General features: G+C 59.6%; 19 protein-coding genes and 1 pseudogene. 10 read left to right on the top strand and 10 right to left on the bottom strand.

Translation table 11 applies throughout. The features are described 5' to 3' along the window. Nucleotides 1-106 precede the first annotated feature (106 nt). Complete coding sequence (locus Q0526_RS12065; protein WP_298733953.1) at nucleotides 107-1,792, bottom strand: hypothetical protein; 1,686 nt, start codon at nucleotides 1,790-1,792, stop codon at nucleotides 107-109. Between the two features lie 75 nt (nucleotides 1,793-1,867). Beyond that, a complete protein-coding gene (gene dapF, locus Q0526_RS12070) occupies nucleotides 1,868-2,716 on the bottom strand; it encodes a diaminopimelate epimerase (protein WP_298733955.1) in 849 nt (282 codons plus the stop codon). Between the two features lie 147 nt (nucleotides 2,717-2,863). Between dapF and acpP the strand changes: the two genes are divergently transcribed. Genes acpP through Q0526_RS12090 form a run of 4 tightly spaced genes read left to right on the top strand, consistent with a single transcriptional unit; the run spans nucleotide 2,864 to nucleotide 7,209 of the window. Continuing rightward, nucleotides 2,864-3,100 (top strand): acyl carrier protein, encoded by a 237-nt coding sequence (acpP, locus tag Q0526_RS12075; protein WP_298733957.1) that lies wholly within the window; start codon nucleotides 2,864-2,866, stop codon nucleotides 3,098-3,100. Between the two features lie 30 nt (nucleotides 3,101-3,130). Beyond that, nucleotides 3,131-4,570 (top strand): proline--tRNA ligase, encoded by a 1,440-nt coding sequence (gene proS / locus Q0526_RS12080; protein WP_298733960.1) that lies wholly within the window; start codon nucleotides 3,131-3,133, stop codon nucleotides 4,568-4,570. Between the two features lie 51 nt (nucleotides 4,571-4,621). Continuing rightward, entirely contained in the window at nucleotides 4,622-5,719 is a 1,098-nt protein-coding gene (locus Q0526_RS12085; RefSeq protein WP_298733962.1) for a hypothetical protein, read from the top strand. A 38-nt stretch (nucleotides 5,720-5,757) separates the two neighbouring features. Next, the gene (locus Q0526_RS12090; protein WP_298733964.1) at nucleotides 5,758-7,209 is read left to right on the top strand and encodes a glycosyltransferase family 39 protein; all 1,452 of its coding nucleotides are present in this window, start codon (nucleotides 5,758-5,760) and stop codon (nucleotides 7,207-7,209) included. Between the two features lie 106 nt (nucleotides 7,210-7,315). Here the strand turns inward: Q0526_RS12090 and gpmI are convergent, their stop codons facing one another. The 4 genes from gpmI to Q0526_RS12110 all read right to left on the bottom strand — a co-directional run bounded on the left by gpmI (nucleotide 7,316) and on the right by Q0526_RS12110 (nucleotide 11,858). Next, nucleotides 7,316-8,842, bottom strand: a complete 1,527-nt coding sequence (gene gpmI / locus Q0526_RS12095; RefSeq protein WP_298733966.1) for a 2,3-bisphosphoglycerate-independent phosphoglycerate mutase — start codon at nucleotides 8,840-8,842, stop codon at nucleotides 7,316-7,318. Nucleotides 8,843-8,944: 102 nt separating this feature from the next. Further along, nucleotides 8,945-9,715 (bottom strand): triose-phosphate isomerase, encoded by a 771-nt coding sequence (gene tpiA, locus Q0526_RS12100; RefSeq protein ID WP_298733968.1) that lies wholly within the window; start codon nucleotides 9,713-9,715, stop codon nucleotides 8,945-8,947. Nucleotides 9,716-9,798: 83 nt separating this feature from the next. Continuing rightward, nucleotides 9,799-11,007, bottom strand: coding sequence for a phosphoglycerate kinase (locus Q0526_RS12105; RefSeq protein ID WP_298733970.1), 1,209 nt, complete (start codon nucleotides 11,005-11,007; stop codon nucleotides 9,799-9,801). A gap of 155 nt (nucleotides 11,008-11,162) precedes the next feature. Beyond that, complete coding sequence (locus Q0526_RS12110) at nucleotides 11,163-11,858, bottom strand: DUF6198 family protein (protein ID WP_298733972.1); 696 nt, start codon at nucleotides 11,856-11,858, stop codon at nucleotides 11,163-11,165. 224 nt (nucleotides 11,859-12,082) lie between these two features. Between Q0526_RS12110 and Q0526_RS12115 the strand changes: the two genes are divergently transcribed. Together Q0526_RS12115 and Q0526_RS12120 are read left to right on the top strand one after the other, a co-directional pair. Then, nucleotides 12,083-12,928 carry a YihY/virulence factor BrkB family protein gene (locus Q0526_RS12115; RefSeq protein ID WP_298733974.1) on the top strand — a complete coding sequence of 282 codons (846 nt, stop codon included), beginning with the start codon at nucleotides 12,083-12,085 and terminating at the stop codon, nucleotides 12,926-12,928. A gap of 25 nt (nucleotides 12,929-12,953) precedes the next feature. Then, complete coding sequence (locus Q0526_RS12120) at nucleotides 12,954-13,961, top strand: acyltransferase family protein (RefSeq protein WP_298733976.1); 1,008 nt, start codon at nucleotides 12,954-12,956, stop codon at nucleotides 13,959-13,961. A 41-nt stretch (nucleotides 13,962-14,002) separates the two neighbouring features. Here the strand turns inward: Q0526_RS12120 and Q0526_RS12125 are convergent. Next, nucleotides 14,003-15,205 (bottom strand): annotated as a pseudogene (locus Q0526_RS12125) (winged helix DNA-binding domain-containing protein). A gap of 56 nt (nucleotides 15,206-15,261) precedes the next feature. Beyond that, entirely contained in the window at nucleotides 15,262-17,190 is a 1,929-nt protein-coding gene (gene pulA / locus Q0526_RS12130) for a type I pullulanase (protein ID WP_298733978.1), read from the bottom strand. A 183-nt stretch (nucleotides 17,191-17,373) separates the two neighbouring features. On the opposite strand from pulA, the gene Q0526_RS12135 reads away from it, so the two are divergent. From Q0526_RS12135 to Q0526_RS12150, 4 genes are read left to right on the top strand one after another with little or no spacing between them, the layout of a single operon-like run. Beyond that, nucleotides 17,374-17,748 (top strand): GntR family transcriptional regulator, encoded by a 375-nt coding sequence (locus Q0526_RS12135; protein ID WP_298733980.1) that lies wholly within the window; start codon nucleotides 17,374-17,376, stop codon nucleotides 17,746-17,748. 3 nt (nucleotides 17,749-17,751) lie between these two features. Continuing rightward, the gene (locus tag Q0526_RS12140; protein ID WP_298733982.1) at nucleotides 17,752-18,639 is read left to right on the top strand and encodes an ABC transporter ATP-binding protein; all 888 of its coding nucleotides are present in this window, start codon (nucleotides 17,752-17,754) and stop codon (nucleotides 18,637-18,639) included. Further along, nucleotides 18,640-19,278 carry a hypothetical protein gene (locus Q0526_RS12145; protein ID WP_298733984.1) on the top strand — a complete coding sequence of 213 codons (639 nt, stop codon included), beginning with the start codon at nucleotides 18,640-18,642 and terminating at the stop codon, nucleotides 19,276-19,278. Between the two features lie 13 nt (nucleotides 19,279-19,291). Beyond that, nucleotides 19,292-19,954, top strand: a complete 663-nt coding sequence (locus tag Q0526_RS12150) for a hypothetical protein (RefSeq protein ID WP_298733987.1) — start codon at nucleotides 19,292-19,294, stop codon at nucleotides 19,952-19,954. Nucleotides 19,955-20,030: 76 nt separating this feature from the next. On the opposite strand, the gene Q0526_RS12155 is transcribed toward Q0526_RS12150, so the two are convergent. Together Q0526_RS12155 and Q0526_RS12160 are read right to left on the bottom strand one after the other, a co-directional pair. Beyond that, complete coding sequence (locus Q0526_RS12155) at nucleotides 20,031-20,753, bottom strand: YggS family pyridoxal phosphate-dependent enzyme (protein ID WP_298733989.1); 723 nt, start codon at nucleotides 20,751-20,753, stop codon at nucleotides 20,031-20,033. Further along, nucleotides 20,750-21,307, bottom strand: coding sequence for a TIGR01440 family protein (locus tag Q0526_RS12160; protein WP_298733991.1), 558 nt, complete (start codon nucleotides 21,305-21,307; stop codon nucleotides 20,750-20,752). The genes Q0526_RS12155 and Q0526_RS12160 overlap by 4 nt, the downstream gene beginning before the upstream one ends. Between the last annotated feature and the right edge of the window lie 12 nt (nucleotides 21,308-21,319).

The following is a 21,319-nucleotide window of genomic DNA, read 5'->3' on the forward strand; positions in this document are numbered from 1 at the left end:
GGATCACCAGCGCCGCGCGCAGTTTTCGTTGCAGCATGTTGTTTTTCCTTTCTTAACTTTCCTGAAAAATGATGAGGTATTCCTCATACATAAATGCCTGTTTTTATCACTCACGTTCCAACTGCGCCGCTTCAATAGCATCCTGCATCTCATCAACACCGGCGAAGGTCATGACGATGTAATGACCGAAAGGTGAGGGAGATTTTTCCTGCTGGTCCAAATACACAATGTTGTCATCCGCCACGCTTTCCATCGCGGAAAGCCCGGAATTTTTCAGTTCCTCACGGGTCGTCACAAGAAACACTTCGCCTTGCGGAGTCTCCTGATGCGCCATCTTCTGCAAGCCCTGGCTCAGGTCCAACGTATTCAGGTCGCTGACTACCCACATTTCCAGTTCGCCGCTTGACCATTCGGTAAGGACATTTCCGTTCCAGAAAGTCGCATACCCTTGTGTATATCCCTGATCCACCAGCCAGTCGCACACGGTCGCCAAATGCGGATTGACACGCAAACCATTTTCAAAAAATAACCGCACCGAAGAAATACTGGTCGCCGTGATGCAAACACAGAAAGCCATCGCTGCGGCCCGGCGCATAAATTCCGGGCTGAACCGCTCTGTTTCGCCCTCCAACTGCAACACCAGGAATGCAAAGGGGACCACGGTAAGCCAGTACCGTGCATCAATAGGCGCTATATCTTCTGTGCAGGCGAAAATCATCCCGTCTACCAAACAGATCGACGCAAAAAGCAGCGGTACGATGCGCTGCTGCGGATCTATTTTTTGCCAACGCCACAGCAGCCGGATCAGAGAAAAAACGATTGCTCCCGCCGTCACCACACCAAAGGCCCCCAGGAGCCCTTCCACCGAGAAAATTTGCGGTGCGGATTTAAGCGCCGACTTTGTAGGATAGCCAAACAGACTCAGGAATTCGCCCCACTGAGAAAACAGCGCGCTGAGGTCAAAATCCGACCAGACACGACCGTTATAATCCTCGAAGGAATAGGCATTGGCCAGTACTTTACTGTAGACGATGTAGGCAGCGCCCGCTACCGCCGTTGCAATGCCGGAAAGCACAAACAGCCACAAGCTTTTCAACGGCAGGCGCTGCGGTTCTTCATACCAGCGCAGTATCACCGCCACCACCATGGCTGCGGCCATGGGCAGATAAAATCCCATGATGCCTTTTATGCCATTTAGTCCCGATGCCAGCGCCGACCCCAGCAAAAGTATCCATTGCAGCACACAACTCCAGCGATTGGCCGGATGCATCAGATGCAGCATGGCACCAAAACTTAACAGGATCAAAATCATATGCGGCAAATACGCCCCGGCAAAAGGTCCGTACCACAAATACCAGGTTCCAAAGGGGCAAGCCAGCGCCGCAGCACCCCATACACCACAGTTTTTGAGTTTCAGGCCATGCGCCACATACAGATAGGAAAGGATCAGAAGCAGAAGCCATCCTGCCTGCCCAAGCATTTGGGCCGCATACCAGTCATGTGGAAAGATCAAAAGTGCAAGCCGATATAAAAGTTGCAAATATACAACGCGAAGTTCGCTGGAATACCACCAATCCGGCGCCATCAAGCCGCCCTCTTGATTGAGTAAATCCGCCAGCATCATGTCCCCGGCGATATCGCTGTCGATATAGTTGCGGCCATGCAGGCAGAGGACCAGCATGGTGACGCAGTAGGCCGCCACCAGCCACACCCACGGGAACAGCCGGAAAAAGCGGTCGCTCCGCTTTTCCCCCGGGATCACCAGCGCCGCGCGCAGTTTTCGTTGCAGCATGTTGTTTTTCCTTTCTTACTTTCCAAAAAATCTTTTTTCATTATAACAACCATTTTTTCTTCTGTAAAGCCGCGTTCAAATTTCCACCGTTCCCTCAAAGACCGTGTGCGCCGGGCCGGTGAGCAGCACCGTATCGTCCGCCAGCACCTGCACCTGCAGCCGCCCGCCGGGCTGCGATACTTCGATCTCCTCCTCCCGCGGGCAGTCCCCGCGCAGCACCAGTGCGGCCGCCGCCGCGCAGGCGCCGGTGCCGCAGGCCAGCGTTGCGCCGCTGCCCCGCTCCCAGACTGTTACCGCCAGCGCCCGCGGTCCTTCCTGCCGCACAAATTCCACGTTGGCCCCCTGGGGGAACGCCGGATGTTCCGCCAGCGCGCGGCCCCAAACGGCCAGTTCCAGCCCTTCGGGCGGCGCTTCGCGGCAAAGCACCACGCAGTGGGGGTTGCCCATACTCAGGCAGTTCACCCGCCACGCGCGCCCTGCGGCCACCAGCGGCAGATCCAGCAGCGGCCCGGCCCCCAGCCCTTCCGCCGGGATGTCCTGCGCCCGCGCGGAGAAGCGCCCCATCCCTGCCCGCCACACATGGGGCGCGACGCGGTACAGCGTTTTGCGCCCTGCGCCGGGGGTGTCCAGTTCGATGCGGTCCTTCTGCACGCCGTGGGTGTGCAGGTACTCGGCCACGCAGCGCACGCCGTTGCCGCACATGGCCCCCTGGCTGCCGTCCGCGTTATACATGACCATCGTTGCATCCGCGTCCGCCAGTTGGGGCGGCGCGATACAGATAAGCCCATCCGCCCCCACCGAAAAATGCCGCCGGGAAAGCCTTGCCGCCCACTGCCCCGCCTGGGGCGGCAGCCCCTGTTCCCGGCAGTCCAGATAAATGTAATCGTTGCCCGCGCCCTGCATCTTGGTAAATGACAGTTTCATACCATCCCTCCCCCGACCAGTGTATGCCGCGGCGCGCCGGGGCAGCACAACGGCCTTTTTACACGGTTTTTGCCCCGGTCCTCTTGACATCTTTTGACAGATAAGATATATATTTAATGAATATTTGTTTGCAGAAGGAGATATACTATGGATTCCGAAGTTTTTGCGCGTATCCGCGAATACCTGGCCGACCAGCTTGAAGTCGATCCCGAAAAGATCACCCCCGACAGCGACATCGTCAATGATTTCGGCGCCGACAGCCTCGACGTCATCGACATGATCACCACCCTGTCCGACGAGTTCAACGTGGAGATCCCCGACGAGGAGATCGAGAACTTCCACACCGTGGGCGATGTGGTGAATTATCTGGAGGAGCGGCTGTAATTTTGCGCCGCCGGATGTGAAGGAGTAGACATGGCAAGCGATAAGAAAAAAATGGTCGAGGCGATCACCGCACAGGAGGTCGATTTCGCCCAGTGGTACACCGATATCTGCACCAAGGCTGAACTGGTGGAATATTCCAGCGTGAAGGGCTTTGTGGTGCTGCGCCCCTACGGCTACGCGATCTGGGAGAACATCCAGAAAAATCTGGACACCCGCTTCAAGGCTACCGGCCACGAAAATGTTGCGATGCCCATGCTGATGCCGGAAAGCCTGCTGAAAAAGGAGGGCGAACTGGTGGACGGCTTTGCCCCCGAGGTCGCCTGGGTCACCATGGGCGGCAGCGAACCGCTGGAGGAACGCCTTGCCGTGCGCCCCACCAGCGAAACGCTGTTCTGTGACCACTTCAGCCATGTGCTGCACAGCTACCGCGACCTGCCGATGCTGTACAACCAGTGGTGCAGCGTGGTCCGCTGGGAAAAATCCACCCGCCCCTTCCTGCGCACCCGTGAGTTCTGGTGGCAGGAAGGCCACACCATCCACGAAACCGCGGAGGAAGCCCAGGCCGAGACCGAGCAGCAGCTCAACTGCTACGCGGATTTCTGCGAGCATGACCTGTGCATCCCCGTTCTGAAGGGCCGCAAGACCGACAAGGAGAAGTTTGCCGGCGCCGAAGCCACCTACACCATCGAAGCGATGATGAAGGACGGCAAAGCCCTGCAGAGCGGCACCAGCCACTACTTTGGCGACAAGTTCAGCCGCGCCTATGACGTGACCTTTGCCGGGCGCGACAACACCCTGCAGTACCCCTTCCAGACCAGTTGGGGCGCCTCCAGCCGGTTGATCGGTGCCATCATCATGACCCATGGCGACGACGACGGCCTGATCCTGCCCCCGGCTATTGCCCCGGTGCAGGTCGTGATTGTTCCTGTCGCCGCCCACAAACCCGGCGTTCTGGAAAAGACCCGGGAGTTGGCTGCCGAGATCGGCAAGTATGCCCGCGTAAAGCTGGATGACAGCGACAAACAGCCCGGCTGGAAGTTTGCCCAGTGGGAGATGAAGGGTGTGCCCATCCGCTTGGAAGTGGGTCCCCGGGATATCGAGCAGGGTCAGTGCGTGCTGGTACGCCGCGACACCCGCGAAAAGCAGTTCGTCAAGTTCGAGGATTTGGCTACGGCCATTCCGGCTGCGCTGGATGCGCTGGCCAAGGACCTGTACGACCGCGCGTTGAAGAACCGCGAAGCCCGCACCACCAGCGCCACCACGTTGGATGAAATCAAGGAAAAGACCGCGACCTCCACTGGTTTCATCAAGACCATGTGGTGCGGTGATTTGGCCTGCGAAGAAGCCATGAAGGAGCAGGCCGGTCTCTCCAGCCGCTGCATGCCTTTTGAGCAGGAGCATCTGAGCGACGTCTGCCCGATCTGCGGCAAACCCGCCACCAAGATGGTCGTTTGGGGCATCGCCTATTAAGAAATACAAACCAAGGGCAGCGCGGTGCGCTGCCCTTTTCAGGTGATTGAAATGTCGGTTCTCTTTCTGACATTGCTGGTATACGGCATCGGCCTTGTGCTGACAGCTGTGGGCAGCCGTCTGGCCGGGCGTTGCACCACTTGGTGCTGCGCGTTGTGCGGGCTGCCTATGTGGGTTGTCGGCGGAACGGTAGCGCCCTTTTGTCTGGCGCTGCCCCAGCTCATGCTGGCTTTTTTGGCCGCCGGTCTGTCCATTACCTCGTTGGCCGTGGGCACCGCACTGGCAGGCGCCGTAGCCAATCTAGGGTTGGCGTTGGCCATCTGCCTGCTCAACCCTAAGCACACCATTTCGGTGGATCGCAACGAGTTCTGCCGCAAATGTTTGCTGCTCTTGGCCGCCTGCGGCGTGCTGGCCCTCTTCGTCCGGGACGGCACCTTGAGCTACACCGGCACCGGGCTGCTCATGTTCCTGTTCGTAGCCTTCGTACTCATCAGCATTGTCTACCAACATCACTATATCTACGGCGAGGGCAGCGACCATGTAACCACGGACCCCCGTCCCGCACAGGATTCTCAGGTCCAGCAAGCTGCTGACTTGTACGGGTACACGGCCCACACAATGGCGTTTCCCGTTATGAGCGTTGCCAACGCCTTGAAGAATCTGGCCGGCGTGATCGGCGGGCTGGCCATGTTGGCTTTTGGGGCGCAGGCGCTGGTTTACAGCGCCGCCAGTTTGGCCAATATGACCGGAACCATTCAGGCGCTGTGGGCAGCCACTCTCATCAGTTTCGGATTCTGCCTGCCGCTGTTGGCCGACGCCCTCGACCATCCGCTGGGGTCGATTTGGAAGCGTTTTTCCTTGCGGTGCCGGTATTTTCCGCCCCGCACCTTGCCCATGCAACTGCTGAACAGTGCCATCCTCAACCTGACTTTGGCACTGCCGATCTCCAGCCTGATGTATCGGGAACGGTTGCCTTTCGGCTCCCAGTTCCGACATTACGACCTGCCCGCCTGCGCGTTGATGGCATTGGTGTTGCTGCTGCCGCCCCTTATGCGTCGTCGCCTGCATCGCTGGCAGGGTTTGGTTTGCCTGCTGGTGTATCTGGTGTATCTGGCGGCCGTCTGGTTTATGCCGTTGTCCGGCGGTTGAGCAAACCGACCGCCTCTGTTAGAAAGGACTGTTTTTCCATGACAAATCCCCACCGTTCTCCCTGCACGGTGCGGCGTCTTTTACCGGACCTGCTTCTGGTAGCCTTTGCGGTAGTGTTGGTGGTATTTGCCGCCTTGTTTACGACCAACCAAAACTTTTGGCTGGATGAGTATTTTTCCATTCATGCTGCAAGTTTGGGCTGGGAGGAAATCGCCTCCTACACCGCCGGAGATGTCCATCCCCCGTTGTATTACTATCTGCTGAAGGCCTTTCTCAGTTTGCTGGGCCATGCACCGGTAATCTACCGCGTTGCTTCTTTTGCCGCTTATCTCTTGACCATTGGCATGGCTCTGGTACTGTTCCGGCCCACCTTCGGTCGGCTGGCCACCTTTCTCTTTCTCTGTCTGATGGGACCGAACGCCGCCTCGCTGCACTATTTCACCGAAGTGCGCATGTATGGCTGGGCCTTGTTTTTTGTGCTGCTCTGCGGGTTTGCCGGGTACCGCCTTGTAGAGGCGGACCATCCCCCACGCCGGTGGTGGGTCACCTTGGTAGCGGCGGGTTTGGCAGCCGGCTACCTGCACTATTTTGCCTTGCTGGCTGTGGCGTTTGTCTACCTAGCGCTGCTGGTTTACAGCCTTGTCCGCCGTCCCGCCCTGCTGCGGAATTGGGGAATTGCCGCTGCGGTCTGCATTGTCTGCTATCTGCCTTGGGTAGCGGTGGCCGCTCTGCGCCTGACCCAACAGGTTTCCACCTTTTGGCTGCAGGAGCCCCCGGCCTTGCAAGAAACGTTGGAACTGATCGTGGGCGATCAGCTTTCCAGTTGGTTGGCGCTCTTTCTACTGGTGTTGGGGTGCGTGGCCTATCTGGTTTGGCCCCGGCAAGCCCCTGCCGCCAACCGCTGGCTGGTAGCTACCGCCCTGTTGACGGCGGTGGGGCTGCCCGCCTTTGGGTATGCTGCCACTTATCTGGTACGCCCCATGTATCTGCCGCGCTACTTTTTCCCCGCGGCGGGGCTGCTGTGGCTGGGAATGGCAGTGGCTGCGTCGGGATTGATTCGACAGCTGCGGCCCAACTTGCAGCGTTGTTCCGGCGTACTGCTGGCCGCTTTGCTGCTCTACGCTATGGCGGAGCCCGCCCAGACCGCCCTGCGGGAAATGGTGGAATGCAACGCTGTGATAACACAGGAACTTGCCTTTGTGCAGGACCGGTATCAGGAGGGCGACCGGATCTACTCCACCGTGGATCTGGTGGACCAGCGGGTGTTGGACTTCTTTTTCCCCGAGCAGAACACTGCCGCCGGAACCGATCCCGGCGCTGCGCTGCCTGAATCGGGCGGCAGCCTTTTCTTAATTTACCAAGAGGAAGACCCCACCGGTGCTTGGGCGGAAACGCTGACACAGGCGGGTCTGCAAATGGACAGTTGGCAAGGCGCCTTGTTGGACAACACATGGTGCCGCATCTACTACTATGTGCCGGCTGCATCGTAATCTCCTACAAAAAGCCAAAGCGCCCCGCTCCCCTGCCACATGGCAGCGAGGAGCGGGGCGCTCTTTCTATTGGATCGTATCCCGAGTAAACCTGCTTTCGCAGTGCTTACTCGACGATGATGCTCTTACCGGTCATTTCCTCGGGGACGGGCAGGCCGATGTAGGGCAGCATGGTGGGTGCGATGTCCGCCAAGCAGCCGCCCTCGCGGAGCTTGACATCACCGGCGCCGATCACCGCAAAGGGCACCACGTTGGTGGTGTGGGCAGTGAAGGCGCTGCCGTCGGGATTCTCCATCTTTTCGGCATTGCCATGGTCGGCGGTCAGGAAGACCACGCCGCCCTGCGCCAGCACGGCATCCACCACTTCGCCCACGGCCTTGTCCACAGCCTCCACGGCCTTGACGGCGGCGTCAAACACACCGGTGTGGCCGACCATGTCGCAGTTGGCAAAGTTCAGGATGATGACGTCGTACTTGCCGCTCTCGATGCGGGCTTTGCACTCATCCGCCACCTCGTAGGCGCTCATCTCGGGCTTCAGGTCGTAGGTAGCCACCTTCGGGCTGGGGATCACCTTGCGGTCCTCGCCCTCGTAGGGAGCTTCCACGCCGCCGTTGAAAAAGAAGGTCACATGGGCATACTTCTCGGTCTCGGCGATACGCAGCTGGGTCTTGCCGTTCTTGGACAGGTACTCACCCAGCACATTTTTCAGCTCTACCGGTGGGTAGGCCACTTCGCAGTTGGGCATGGTGGCGTCATACTCGGCCATGCAGACATAGTTCACATGCAGACGGCCGCCGCGGCGCTCAAAGCCCGTGAAGTCGTCGTCGCAGAAGACGCGAGTCATCTGGCGGGCACGGTCGGGACGGAAGTTCATGAAGATAACGGTGTCGCCGTTCTCCACACGGCCACCTTCGCAGGTAACCACCGGCACCACGAACTCGTCGGTCACATCGGCAGCATAGCTGGCATCGATGGCCTCCTGCGCGTTGGCGGCATGGTTGCCCTCACCGTAAACAAACGCCGCGTAGGCCTTTTCCTCACGGTCCCAGTTGTTGTCACGGTCCATGGCGTAGTAACGGCCGGTAACCGTGGCGATCTGGCCAATGCCCAGCTCATCCAGCTTTGCCTGCAAATCGGCCAAGAAGCCCTTGCCGCTGTGGGGGTCGGTGTCACGGCCGTCCATGATGCAGTGCAGGTAGACTTTCTGTGCGCCCATCTGCTTGGCCATATCCAGCACGCCGAACCAGTGGTCGGCATGGCTGTGAACGCCGCCGGTGCCCACCAGACCCATCAGATGGATGGCCTTGCCGGCATCAATGGCTTTCTTCATGTTGTTGTAGAGCACGGGGTTCTTGACCATCTCGCCGTCCTGAATGGACTTGGTGATGAGGGTCAACTGCTGGTAGACAATGCGGCCGGCACCCATGTTGGTGTGACCCACCTCAGAGTTGCCCATCTGGCCGTCGGGCAGGCCCACCGCCATGCCGGAAGCATCGATGGTGGTCATGGGGTAGGTGGAAAAAATCTTATCCAGATTGGGTTTCTTAGCGGTGGTCACGGCATTGCCGAAAGTCTGGTCGGGAGTCCAGCCGAAACCATCCATAATGCAAAGAAGTACAGGCTTTTTGCTCATAAGAGTGTGATCTCCTTAGAATATTGAAAAATCTGAAAATGACAAAAGAGGGCCCGGCAGCTCACCGGGAGCCGCCGGAACTCTCCTTACGTTAGGGGAAAATCAGCCCTTGCTGGCTGCGTCCACGATGATGGCAAACTGGTCTGCCTTCAGGGAGGCACCGCCGATCAGGCCGCCGTCCACGTCGGGCTTGCTGAGCAGCTCTTCGGCGTTCTTGGCATTCATGCTGCCGCCGTACTGCACGGTCAGCGCCTTGGCAGCGTCCTCACCATAGAGTTCGCCCACCACCTTGCGGATGGCCGCGCAGACTTCCTGTGCCTGATCCGCCGTAGCGGTCTTGCCGGTGCCGATGGCCCAGATGGGCTCATAAGCGATGACCACGTTCTTCAGCTCTTCCGCCGTAACGCCATTCAGCGCGATCTTGACCTGCATGCGGACCAATTCTTCGGTAACACCCTGCTCACGCTGGGCCAAGCTCTCGCCCACGCAGATGATGGGTTTCAGACCACCGGCCAGCGCAGCACGAGCACGCTTGTTGACGGTCTCGTCGGTCTCAGCAAAGTACTGACGGCGCTCGCTGTGGCCGATGACCACATACTCCACGCCCAGATCGGTGAGCATGTCGGCCGAGATCTCACCGGTAAAGGCACCGGACTTCTCGAAGTGGACGTTCTCAGCACCCACATGGATGTTGGTGCCGCTGCACTTGGCCACTGCCACGCACAGGTCGGTGAAAGGAACGCAGATGACCACTTCGCAGTTGGCGCCCTGCACAGCGGGAACCAACGCGTCGATCAGGTGGCCTGCGTCGGTGGGGGTCATGTTCATTTTCCAGTTGCCGGCAATAATGGCTTTACGATTCTGCTTATCCATGATAAAACTCCTTCCGAATCATTTCCGAATACGGGAAATCCCCAAAAAGGGCGCGGCGGCCGTGCCGCCGCGCCCTGCGGTTTTTACGCGTTCTGGATAACGGCAATGCCGGGCAGTTCCTTGCCCTCGAGGTACTCGAGAGAGGCGCCGCCGCCAGTGGAGATGTGGGTCATCTTGTCGCCCAGACCCATCTGCTGCACAGCAGCCGCGCTGTCGCCGCCGCCGATGACAGTGGTAGCGTCGCTCTCGGCCATAGCCTTGGCAACAGCCAGCGTGCCTTCCGCCAGCGTCGGGTTCTCGAACACGCCCATGGGGCCGTTCCAAACCACGGTCTTGCTGGCCTTGACGGCATCGGCAAAGAGCTTCATGGTCTCGGGACCGATGTCGCAGCCTTCCATGTCAGCGGGGATAGCGGTGACGGGAACCACCTTGGTCTCCACCGGAGCATCGATGGGATCGGGGAAGTTGGTCACGCAAGCGGTATCCACAGGCAGAAGCAGCTTGACGCCCTTCTCCTTGGCCTTGGCCATCATTTCCTTGCAGTAATCGATCTTGGTGTCATCGCACAGGCTCTTGCCGATCTCGTAGCCCTCTGCCTTCAGGAAGGTGTAGGCCATGCCGCCACCGATGATCAGGGTGTCGACCTTCTCCAGCAAGTTGGAGATAACATTGAGCTTGTCCGCCACTTTGGCACCGCCCAGAATGGCAGTGAAGGGACGCACGGGATCATTCACGGCGTTGCCGAGGTACTTGATTTCCTTCTCCATCAGGTAACCGACAGCGGTATCCTTGACGAACTCGGTCACACCGGCAGTGGAGCAGTGGGCGCGATGGCAGGAGCCGAAAGCATCGTCCACATAAGCATCGGCCAAGCTGGCCAGATCCTTGCTGAACTCGGGCAGGTTCTTGGTCTCTTCCTTACGGAAACGGGTGTTCTGCAGCAGCACCACGTCGCCATCGTTCATGGTGGCAACAGCGGCCTTCGCCTGTGCGCCCACGACCTCGTCGTCATCGGCGAACTGGACGGGCTGGCCCAGCTTCTCGCTCAGGCGAACCGCAACGGGGGCCAAGCTGAACTTTGCCTCGGGGCCGTTCTTCGGCTTGCCCAGATGGCTGCACAGAATGACCTTGGCGCCGTCGTTGATCAACTTCTTGATCGTGGGCAGCGCAGCGTTGATACGGTTATCGTTGGTGATGACGCCGTCCTTCATGGGGACGTTGAAGTCACAACGGACGAGAACGCGCTTGCCAGCGTAATTTTCATCATCAATGGTCTTTTTACCCAAACCCATAGTAAAAGCTCCTCTCGGTATGTTTTACAATTTGTTTTTGTCAGGGCACGATGCCCTAATGGCCTGACTCTATTATACGCACAAACCGGCTTTTGCGCAAGATGTTTTTGATATTTTTTTAACTGCCCTTGCCGCAAAACCAAACCGCGGTGCCATTATTTTTTAGGCGAAAGCACCGAAACAAAGTCAAACCGCTTGTCCAGCAGGTTGCCGAAGAACCCGGCCAGACGACCATAACTCAGCGCACCGATGACGGTACCTACGCCAATGCCCTGCAGGTTGTGCATGACCCCTGCAGTCAGCACCACCGAGAGCGCCACACAGGTCAGGTCCATCGTCGTCTTGACCTTGGGGTAGGGTTTGTGGATGATCTCGGACAAATCCCGGGCGAAAAGGTCGGTGGGGATGATGGGCAGCTTGCAGCGGTTGGACAGCGCAATGCCGAAGCCCACAATGGGGCAGCTGAGGGCGAAATAGACGATCCGCCATCCCAGCGTATAGGGCAGCGTGGGCAGCCATGCGCCGAAAACGTCCAGCAGCGTGCCAAAGACAAACCCTACCACAAAACCAAACAGATAGGACGGCACAAATTTGCGCCGCAGCAGCATCAGTGTCAGGACCAGTACCCCCTGAAACAGGTAGGTCCAAGTGCCCAGCGTCAGGAACGGAAAAACCAGCGAAATAGCGTAGGGAAAACTGGATACCGGCGAGATACCCAGCCCCGCATAGACGGTAGTGGCCACGGCAAAGCTATTGATGGTCACTGCCACCGCCAGCGCCAGTTCGCCGCGCAGGGTATACCGTTTGGGGGTCGCCGTTTGGTTTTTGGGTTGTATCGTTTGTGTCTGCATGAAAGTACACGTCTTCCTTTCCCGAATCTCTCTTGAAAAGCAGGAACCATTTCTTTTCCTACCATGTAACTATACTATATGCCGTTTGCCGTCGTTTGGCAAGGTCAAATTCGGCACGTTCGATGTCCCTTTTGTCCGTCTGGCGTTGCTTTTGGGTGGGTTGCATATTATAATGAGAAAAACAACTTTGTGCACCGGCTGCCGGAAGGGAGGTTTCACCCTGCATGAAACCGAAATTACAGCGCGCCAAAGAGATGACCTTTGGGATTCTGGGTCCTTTTTTGGGCCAAAACATGCCGATTTTTGCAGGCTGTGCCACCTTATTCTTGCTGATGGCCTCTTTCCCTTTATTGATCTGGGTACTGGTCATCGTCAACCATCTGCCCGGTTACTCCGTCACCGATGTGGCAGACCTGCTCTACCAATTTTTGCCGCAGGTCCCGGAAATTCAAGACACCGTGCTGGATGTGCTGAACAACCTGAGTTTGCAGTCCACCACCTTTGTGGCCTCTTTTGCTGCCATCACCACCCTGTATTCCGCTTCCAGCGGGATGTATGCCGTACAAAAGGGGCTGCAGCGATTGACGCCGGGGGCCCGGTTCACCTTGTATGACCGACTGCTGGCACTGCTTTACACCGTGGTGTTCGTGGGACTGCTGCTGGTGGTCCTGCTGCTGCAAGGTTTGAGCTCCATCTTCCGGCCGCTGAGCGAACTGCTGTCCCCCACGTCCCAGTGGCAGGGCGTGCTGGAATGGTTCCGCCACTGGATCAATTTCAGCGACTTGATCTCTATTCCCGTCCTCTTTGTGCTGATTTTGCTGATTTATACCTTCGTGCCCGGCGGCAAGCGTCCGCTGCGCCGCCAATGGCCCGGCGCGGCGTTCACCACCGCGGGGTGGGTCCTGTTCTCCCACATTTTTTCGTTTTATATCGTGCATTTCTGGAAGTTGTCTTATATCTACGGATCTTTGACCGCCATCATCCTGATGATCCTTTGGCTGGATATCATCATCAACCTGCTCTTTTTGGGCGCGGCGCTGAACGCAGCTCTGCACCGCAAACTGCCCTGATTACTTCGACAAGGAAGGAAACACTATGCTGAAAACCCCCGCCCAGTACCGCCCCGGGCTGGATGTGATCCGTTTGGCCGCGCTGCTGCCGGTACTGTGCTACCATTTCTGCATCGAGGCCGCCCGTCTGGGCTTTGCCGTCCCCGCCATCTTGGTGGGGCGCGGTATGGCTGACTGGGTGGAAATCGGTCTGGCTTGGTTCTTCTTGTTGTCCGGTGCGGCACTCTGCCTGCAATGGCAGGGGCGCTTTCGCTGGCGCCCCTATCTGGTAGGGCGCGCCGCAGCCATGTACCCCGCTTTCTGGTTAGGATTCGCCGTGCTGTTCATCTACGGCGAGATCCTCCACGGCAACAACGCCCAGATTCCCCGCTGGCGGGTGATTTTTTCCGTTCTGGGTGTGGATGGCTACCTAGCGCCGGTGACCCCCACCTTTTACAAAATCGGAGAATGGTTTCTCGGTGTCATTCTGCTGCTCTATCTGGTCTTTCCACTGCTTTTGTGGTGCATGGACCGCCCCCTTCGCCGCCGCATTCTGCTGACTGCTCTGGTGGCCTTGCAGCTCCTCTGGCCGGCCCTTTGCCCTGCCCCGTTCGAGGCCGGGCATACCGTGCTGGGCCGCCTGCCCGCCTTTGCTTTGGGGGTGTGGTTCGGCACATTGCTGCGGCAAAACCGCACGGTCCTGCCCCGCGTTCTATGGGCACTGGCAGCCTTCCCGCTGCTGTGGGTCCCCGCCGTTCCCCGGCTGGCCGTCTTGCTGACGATTTCCGTCCCGCTGTTCTGGGTAGTCTACGCCCTTGGGCAGCGGTTGCCCCAGCGGTACTGGAGGCTGCTTCGCCGCCCCGCCGCTTGGTCCTACGGTGTCTACCTTGTACATCATGTGCTGCTGACGCTGGTACTGCTGCCCGCCGCAGCCCGGTTGGGCTGGCCGCTGCCGGTTTGGCTGCCGGTTTTCTTCCTTGTCAGTTTTGCGCTGGCCGCTCTGCTGACGGCACTGGCTGCGCCTTTCGCCCGTCTGATCAAACGGGCCGCTTGAACCAACAAAAAACCACGGATGCCGACAGCATCCGTGGTTTTTTAGTTTTCCACCACAAGTTTTTTCAACGGCAATTCCCGAAACGCCGCGTAGGCCTCCGCCCGTTGGCGCAGACGCCGAAGGGCATCCTCCGGCAAGGGTTCGAAGGAGGTCAGTGTGATTTCCATACCCTGCGGCAGGCTTTTTCCTTTCCAGATCCCTACCACACGGCCATCCTGTAAGATCACATTGGGGTTGGCCACCGTGCGCCATACCTGCCGCTGCAAGGCTGCATCCTCCAGCAGTAAATCATGGTCCCGGGCATCCAGATACGGGTCATGTGCCCCCAACAGCGCCCACCTTTCTTCGGGTGGCTGTACCTGCAGCAGCGCCGGCAGATCCTCCGCCAGAAGATAGGCGCGCTTGCCCGCTTTCTGCACCGGAACGCACTCCGACGCTACCGTTTGCCACAATCACTTGGTTTGCTGCGGGCTGCTGCCCAGCCAAAGGGCAAACTCGGCCCGCGTGGCCGGACCATAGGCATGCAAAAACTTGCGCACCAGTGCCGCTTCTGCCGAAGGCGTGGCGACAAGCGGTTTCCCGACCCACGAGGTATACCCCGTAAAGGTGGGGTGGATCCCCTGCCGGGCACCAAATACCACCTGCCCCAAGAAGGCGCAGGGGCGCAGCGCGAAGGATACCACCGCCCCACCTACGCTTTGCCGGTCCGGTCGGCCATACAAAGAGGGTGCGTTCCATCTTTCCCGCAGTGCGGCGGGCAATCCGTCCGCCACCCGGGCGGCAAGCACCCGGTCCAGTTCTTCTTTGGTAGTCACGGTATGGCCGTCCAGCCAGACAGCCGCCTGCCGTACCAGAGACAGCGCTTCTTCCCACTCCATGCCCAGAAAATCCAGTGCCAGCGTAACGCCCCGGGTGTAGATCCATGGTTCCTCCCCCGGGCGGGCCGCCAATGCCGAGAGGAAAACCGCGCTTTCCTGCGTGGGAAAAACCACCGGTACGCCGCGATAGCTCCATGCTTGCAGCAGGGTCTTTTTCTCTTCCAGCGCCTGCCGCAAAAGTGGGCGGGAAATCCCTTCCAACCGGGCAAACAGAGCGGTTTCCCATCCGCCGGGCGGTGAATTTTGCAGTCCACAAACGCCGGCGGCGGCCAACAAAGTGTCCGACGGAGCGAGGCGGTCCAAATGGTGGGCTGCCAGACGATACCATCGCACCTGCTGTGCCGTTACCGTATAGGCCTCTGCCATAGAGGGCTCCCTCCTGTCAAAACAGCGTGTACCGTAGGGCACACGCTGCTGCGTTTTTATTCAGCTACCAAGATGGTGACGCTGCGGGGTTCCAGCTCCAATGCATCCCGGCAGAGCGGGCCGAAGGGCGTGGTGCCCGCATGGGTACCGTCACACAGGCGTCGCCATGTGCCCGACGGCAGCGACACCCACTGGCGGGTGCGTTCGGGGTTGTAGTACACCACCAACTGCCCCACCGGGTCATCCCCCTCTGTTTCGGGTACAAAGCCGATGAGCCATCCCGGCAGCGCCAGCAGGAAAGGTTCCGGTTCCCCGTCCGCCCCAGCCAGCCGGGGATAAGCCCGACGAATGGCCAACATGCCCCGGTAAAAGGCGGTCAGGGCGGCAAATTCCGGCCGGTGCGCCCGGCGCCAGTCCAACCGGTTGGTGGTCAGCGGCCCCTGATAACTGTTGTGGTCTCCGTACTTGGTGCGGCCAAACTCCTCCCCAGCCTGAAAGAAGGGCAAGCCCTGACAGGTCAGGCAGATACCTGCCGCCATCCGGTTCTGGGCCAGCAATTCTCCGTCGGCGGCATCATAGTCTGTCCGCCGCGCCACCGCCGCCAGCTTATCCCAGAGGGTAAGGTTGTCGTGGGCCGACACATACTGCACCACCTGCGCAGCCTGCTTGGGCCGGAAGCCCCGGGCCCCGCTGCGCCAAGCCCCCACCGCGTGGAGTACATCGTACCCGCACTGGGGCGCCCCGTTTACATACCCTGCGTTGGCAGCGTCAAAGACGTTGCCCTTGACGGCGTCCCGGGTATCGTCGCAGAAAAAGCCGATTCGGTCACTGAGGGCATCCAGCGCCCGTTTGTCGCTGGGGCAGGCGCCGCCTTCCATATGGGTGCCGCCGCCCGTCCAAGGTTCGCCGTACAGTAAAATGTCCTGTCCGCCGGGCAGTGCATCCAGCGCCGCGCGGATGGCGTTCATGGTATCTACGTCCTCCAGTGCCATCAGGTCGAACCGGAACCCGTCGATGTGGTATTCCTTGGCCCAATAGAGCACCGAATCCACCAGATATTTGCGCACCATCGGCCGTTCACTGGCCAGATCGTCGCCGCAGCCCGACCCATTGGTTATATTGCCGTTGGGCCAGCGACGGTTCCAGTAGCCGGGCACGGTACGTTCCAACCAACTGTCGGTGTGGTAGGTGTGGTTGTAAACCACATCCATCACCACGCCCAGCCCAGCCCGGTGCAGCGCTTGGATCATGGCGCGGCATTCCCGTACCCGCACCGCCCCGTGGAAAGCATCGGTGGAAAAGGAGCCTTCCGGCACGTTGTAGTTCAGCGGATCGTACCCCCAGTTGTACCCGTCGGGGCGGGTCTCATCCACCGTGGCATAATCAAAGATCGGCTGTAGCTGCACGTGGGTGATGCCCAACTGTTTGAGGTAGTTTAAGCAGGTGGGGTGCTGCCCGTCACCGTCCAGCGTCGTGTCATCGGGCACAAAGCCCAGATAAGTGCCCCGCCATGCTTCGGGCACACCGCTGTGCTCGTCGGCAGAAAAGTCCGCCACGTGGACCTCCCAGACAGCCCGGGCATGGGCCGGAATGGTGGGGCGGCAGTCGCCATGCCAGCCCGCCGGTGCGGCAGAATCCAAGTCGAGGACCATGCCCCGCCGCCCATTAGCCCCCGCCGCCCGGGCATAGGGGTCCACCACCGACGCACTATGGCCGTCGGCAAATTGCAGATGATACTGATAATAGACCCCATTGAGGTCCCCCGCCACCGTGACGGACCAGACCCCCTGCCCCACAGCCGTCAGCGGGTGAACCCCCAACTTGGCTGCGTTCGGCTCGGCATCGGTGCCGGTGGCGAAAAGTTCCAATGCCACCGCCGTCGCGGTAGGCGCCCAGAGTTTAAAGGTCGTTTGGGTGCCGGACCAACTGGCCCCCAGATCGTTACCGCCATAATACGGCAGTTCGCAGGCTTGCTGCCAATTCATGGTTGATCTCCCCTTTAAGAAAACACAAAAACATAAATTTATTGTACCAGCCACCCGAAAAGTTTGCAAGTGGCCCACCCCGGCCTGTTATTTTGCAGGAGGTATTGACAAGGAAACGCCTAGGTGATATAGTTGGTTACACAAGTAATGAACCAAACAACCAACTTGAAAGGCGGTGAGCATTTGCCCCCGGTATTGAACGACCACACCTCGATCTATTTACAGATCGCCAAGATGCTGGAGGATGGAATCCTGCGCGGCATTTATCCAGAGGAAACGCAGGTCCCCAGCACCAACGAACTGGCCCGCACCTTGCAGATCAATCCGGCCACCGGCGCTAAGGGGTTGAACCTGTTGGTAGAGGAGGGCATCCTGTACAAGCGGCGAGGCATCGGCATGTTTGTAGCGGAAGGTGCCGTAGCCCGCATCCGCGCCAAGCGGCGGGATGAATTTTTGGAACAGTATGTGAAGCCGATGGTAGCCGAAGCCCGCAAGTTGGGGCTGACGGCCCAAGAACTGCAGGCGATGCTGGATGCCGCCTGCCCACAAGAGGAGTAAACCATGGAAAGGAAATGTTTGCAGGCCACCGGCCTGTGTAAGACCTACGGCAAGACCCGGGCGCTGGATCATCTGGATCTGACGCTGGAACCCGGACATATCTATGGCTTGATTGGCCGCAACGGCGCGGGCAAGACCACCCTGCTGTCCGCCCTGACCGCCCAGCTTCCCATCGACGAAGGGCAGGTCACCTACGGCGGCGAACCGGTATGGGAGAATGAGAATGCCTTGGCGGACCTGTGCTTCAGCCGGGAGCTGTCCGGCAAACTGGGCACCAATGCCAACACCCTGCGGGTCCGAGAGTACCTCAAGGCCGGGCAGTTGTTTTATCCCCACTGGGATGACGACTATGCCCACCGGCTGATTCAGCAGTTTGGGTTGGACGAAAAAAAGCGGATCGGCGCACTGTCCAAAGGCATGATGAGCGCCGTGACCATCGTGCTGGCGCTGGCCAGCCGAGCCCCCATCACGATGATGGATGAGCCGGTCGCCGGGCTGGACATCGTGGCGCGGGAGGACTTTTACCGGCTGTTGTTGGAAGACTACACCGCCACCGGACGCACCTTTGTGATCTCCACCCACATTTTGGAGGAGGCCGCCACCGTGTTTGAACGGGTGCTGATCCTAAAAGAGGGACGGCTGATCGAGGACTGCGAGACCGACGAATTGCTGAGCCAATTCTGTGCGGTGACCGGCCGGGACGACGTGGTGGACGCCGCCTGTGCCGACTGCGAAGTGCTGCGCACCGAAACCTTAGGACGCCAAAAAAGCTGCACCGTGCGGGCCTCGGCACAGACCATCGCCGCCAAAGGGCTGGACGTGGACTGCACGGCCCTGCCGCTGCAAAAGGTCTTTGTGGCGCTCTGCGGCCATGAACAGGAGGGATGCTGAATGGCAAAAGCCCTGTGGTTTCTGCTCAAACCGGCACTGGTCATGATCGGAAGTCTGACGTTGCTGTATCCGGTACTGCTTCTGCTGTGCCGCCTAACCAACAACATAGGACTATTCTTCTCCTACGTGCAGGGATTCTTTGTGCTGTATGACGTCATCCTTGGCATCTGTGCGGCACAGGCCATCAGCGGGTATGCCCCGCTGGCCCTGAGCTTCGGGGTGACCCGGCGTTCTCTGCGCGGTGCCGTAGCCGCCTTCTGGGTGGTGCTGCCCCTGCTCTGCATGGTGCTGGATTACCTTTGCAACTCGGTATCAGCCCGTCTGTTCCAAACGAGCGTGAATGAGGTGTTCCGTAATCTGCTCTTGTATCCCATGCAGGGGTTGGGGCTCAAGCTTCTGCTGTGTGCCTCCATGCTGTGGCTGGGCACCCTGAACCTGTCGATGCTGCCCCTCTGGAAACGGGTGCTGGCCATCCTGCTGCTCTGTGTGGTCTATCTGCAAATCGCGGTTTTTATGCTGCTGGGCACATTTTTGCCCTATGCACTGAATCTGCACAGTCTGGCGTTGGGTCTGCTGAGCCTGCCCTTTATGGCCATCGCCCTGCACCAAATGAAAACACTGGCGATCGCCCAAGCGTAAAGGAGGGATTGGTATGACTCGAACCATCCGCGCGGTATTGCGTTATACCCAAAGTGACCTAAAATGGGCGGTGCTGCTCATCGTCCTGTTGGGTCTGCTGGGGGAAGGCATAGCCGCCATCGCCGTACTGTCCGGGGAACCGGAAATTGCCCCTCAGATCCTGCTGGCTATGATCTTGGCGTTGTCTTGTCTGGTCACGCTGATTTTTATGGCGGTCTACCTGAGCACCCAGTTTATGGTGTTTCTCAGCTTTTCCACCACCCGCCGGGGGCTGACGCTGGGCTTATTACTCCATGGGCTGCGCATAAGCGGCTTGCAGGTAGCGCTGACCTTTCTTTGGGGGACGGTGGACGCGCTGGCCCGCCGGGCCTTTCTGGGGGAAGCCGCACTGCCTTGGCAGTGGATTCCTTGGCCGGTCTGGCCCCTTGTGCTGGCGGGACCGGTGTGGGTGAGCCTTGTGGTGGGCGCCGTCTTTCAGCGGTTTGGTGCCCGTGGCGTGGGCGTTCTCTACCTGCTGTTCATCCTGAGCACCACCACCATCAACCAATGGCTGCACCCTGTGATCGCCTTCTTCCCTACCGCCCTCTGGCTGCCCTTGCTGGCGGCGGCGGTCTTGCTCTGGGTGACGCTTACCTGCCTGAGTGTGCGCTGGATGCAGCGCGCCACCATCCGGTAACCGCCTGCCCCCTATACTATGTCTACGAAAAAACGCCTGTGCAGCATGGCTGCTGCACAGGCGTTTTGCTGTTTCTTTAGGTTTTGCTGTAATCCCGGGCGCCGTAGATGGCGGTGCCCACCCGGACGATGGTGGCCCCTTCCTCGATGGCCATGGCATAGTCATGGCTCATCCCCATCGAGAGGATGTCCATCTGGGCATTCTCATACCCGCGGGCAGCCGCTGCGGCCAGCAGTTCCCGCATTTGGGCAAAAAAGCGGCGGGTCTGGTCGTCGTCCGCGTCGGCGGGCGGAATGGCCATCAGGCCGCGGACTTGCAAATGAGCCTTGGCGGCAGCGGCCTCCAGCAGCGGCCAGAGGTCATTGGGACCCACGCCGCTCTTGCTCTCCTCGGCGCCGATGTTGATCTCGATGAGGATCTGCTGGGTCAGTCCCAGTCGCTCGGCAGCCGTGTCGATCTTGTCCAGCAGGCGGGTGCTGTCCACACTTTGGATCAGCGCCGCACGCCCTACCACCTTATTGACCTTGTTGGTCTGCAAATGGCCGATAAAATGTCCCGGTTTGCCGTGGTAGGCTCCGGCATCGGTCTTTTCCACCAGTTCCTGCACGTGGTTTTCGCCAAACAAATCGATGGCCAGGTCGGCGCTGTAACGCACCTCCTCCACCGTGCGGGTTTTGCAGGCGGCGCAAAGGCTCACATCCGCCGGGTCACGCCCAGCACGGCGGGCTGCTGCCTCCATCGTTTCCCGGATGCGGGCCACGGCTTCCGCCATCTGCTGCTGTTGTGCTTCGGGGATCATCGCACTTCCTCCTCACTGTAAACGGCCCGTGCCCCGCCGATGAAGGGCGGTCGGGTGCGGGCACAGAGCAGGATCGCCTGCCCGATATGGTCCAAACTCAGCCGCACCGGCACCGCCACCCGGCGCAGATGCATACCAATGAGGGTGCCGCCGATGTCCATGCCCGCCGCAGCGCGCACTTCCTCCACCAAAACGGGATCCTGAAAGGTACGCCAGCAGTTAGTGGCCCAACTGCCCCCCGCATGGGGCTGGGGAACGGCCGCCACGATCTGGTAGCCGTATGCCCGGGCTGCCGCCCGTTCCAGCACGATGGCACGGTTCAGATGCTCACAGCACTGGGCAGCCAGATAGATGCCTTGTTCCTGCAGCGGCGGCAGCACCCCTGCCAACACAGCGGCAGCGGCTTCCATGCTGGAGTGATGGCCGATCCGCCCACCGGTGATCTCGCTGCTGGAGCAGCCCACCACAAAGATATCCCCCGTTTCCAGATGCGCAGCCTCCAGCAGTTCCTCGGTGGCTTGGCGCGCCTGCGCAGTCAATTCGGATAGTTCCATCACAATACCCTC

This window comes from uncultured Subdoligranulum sp., assembly GCF_937890665.1.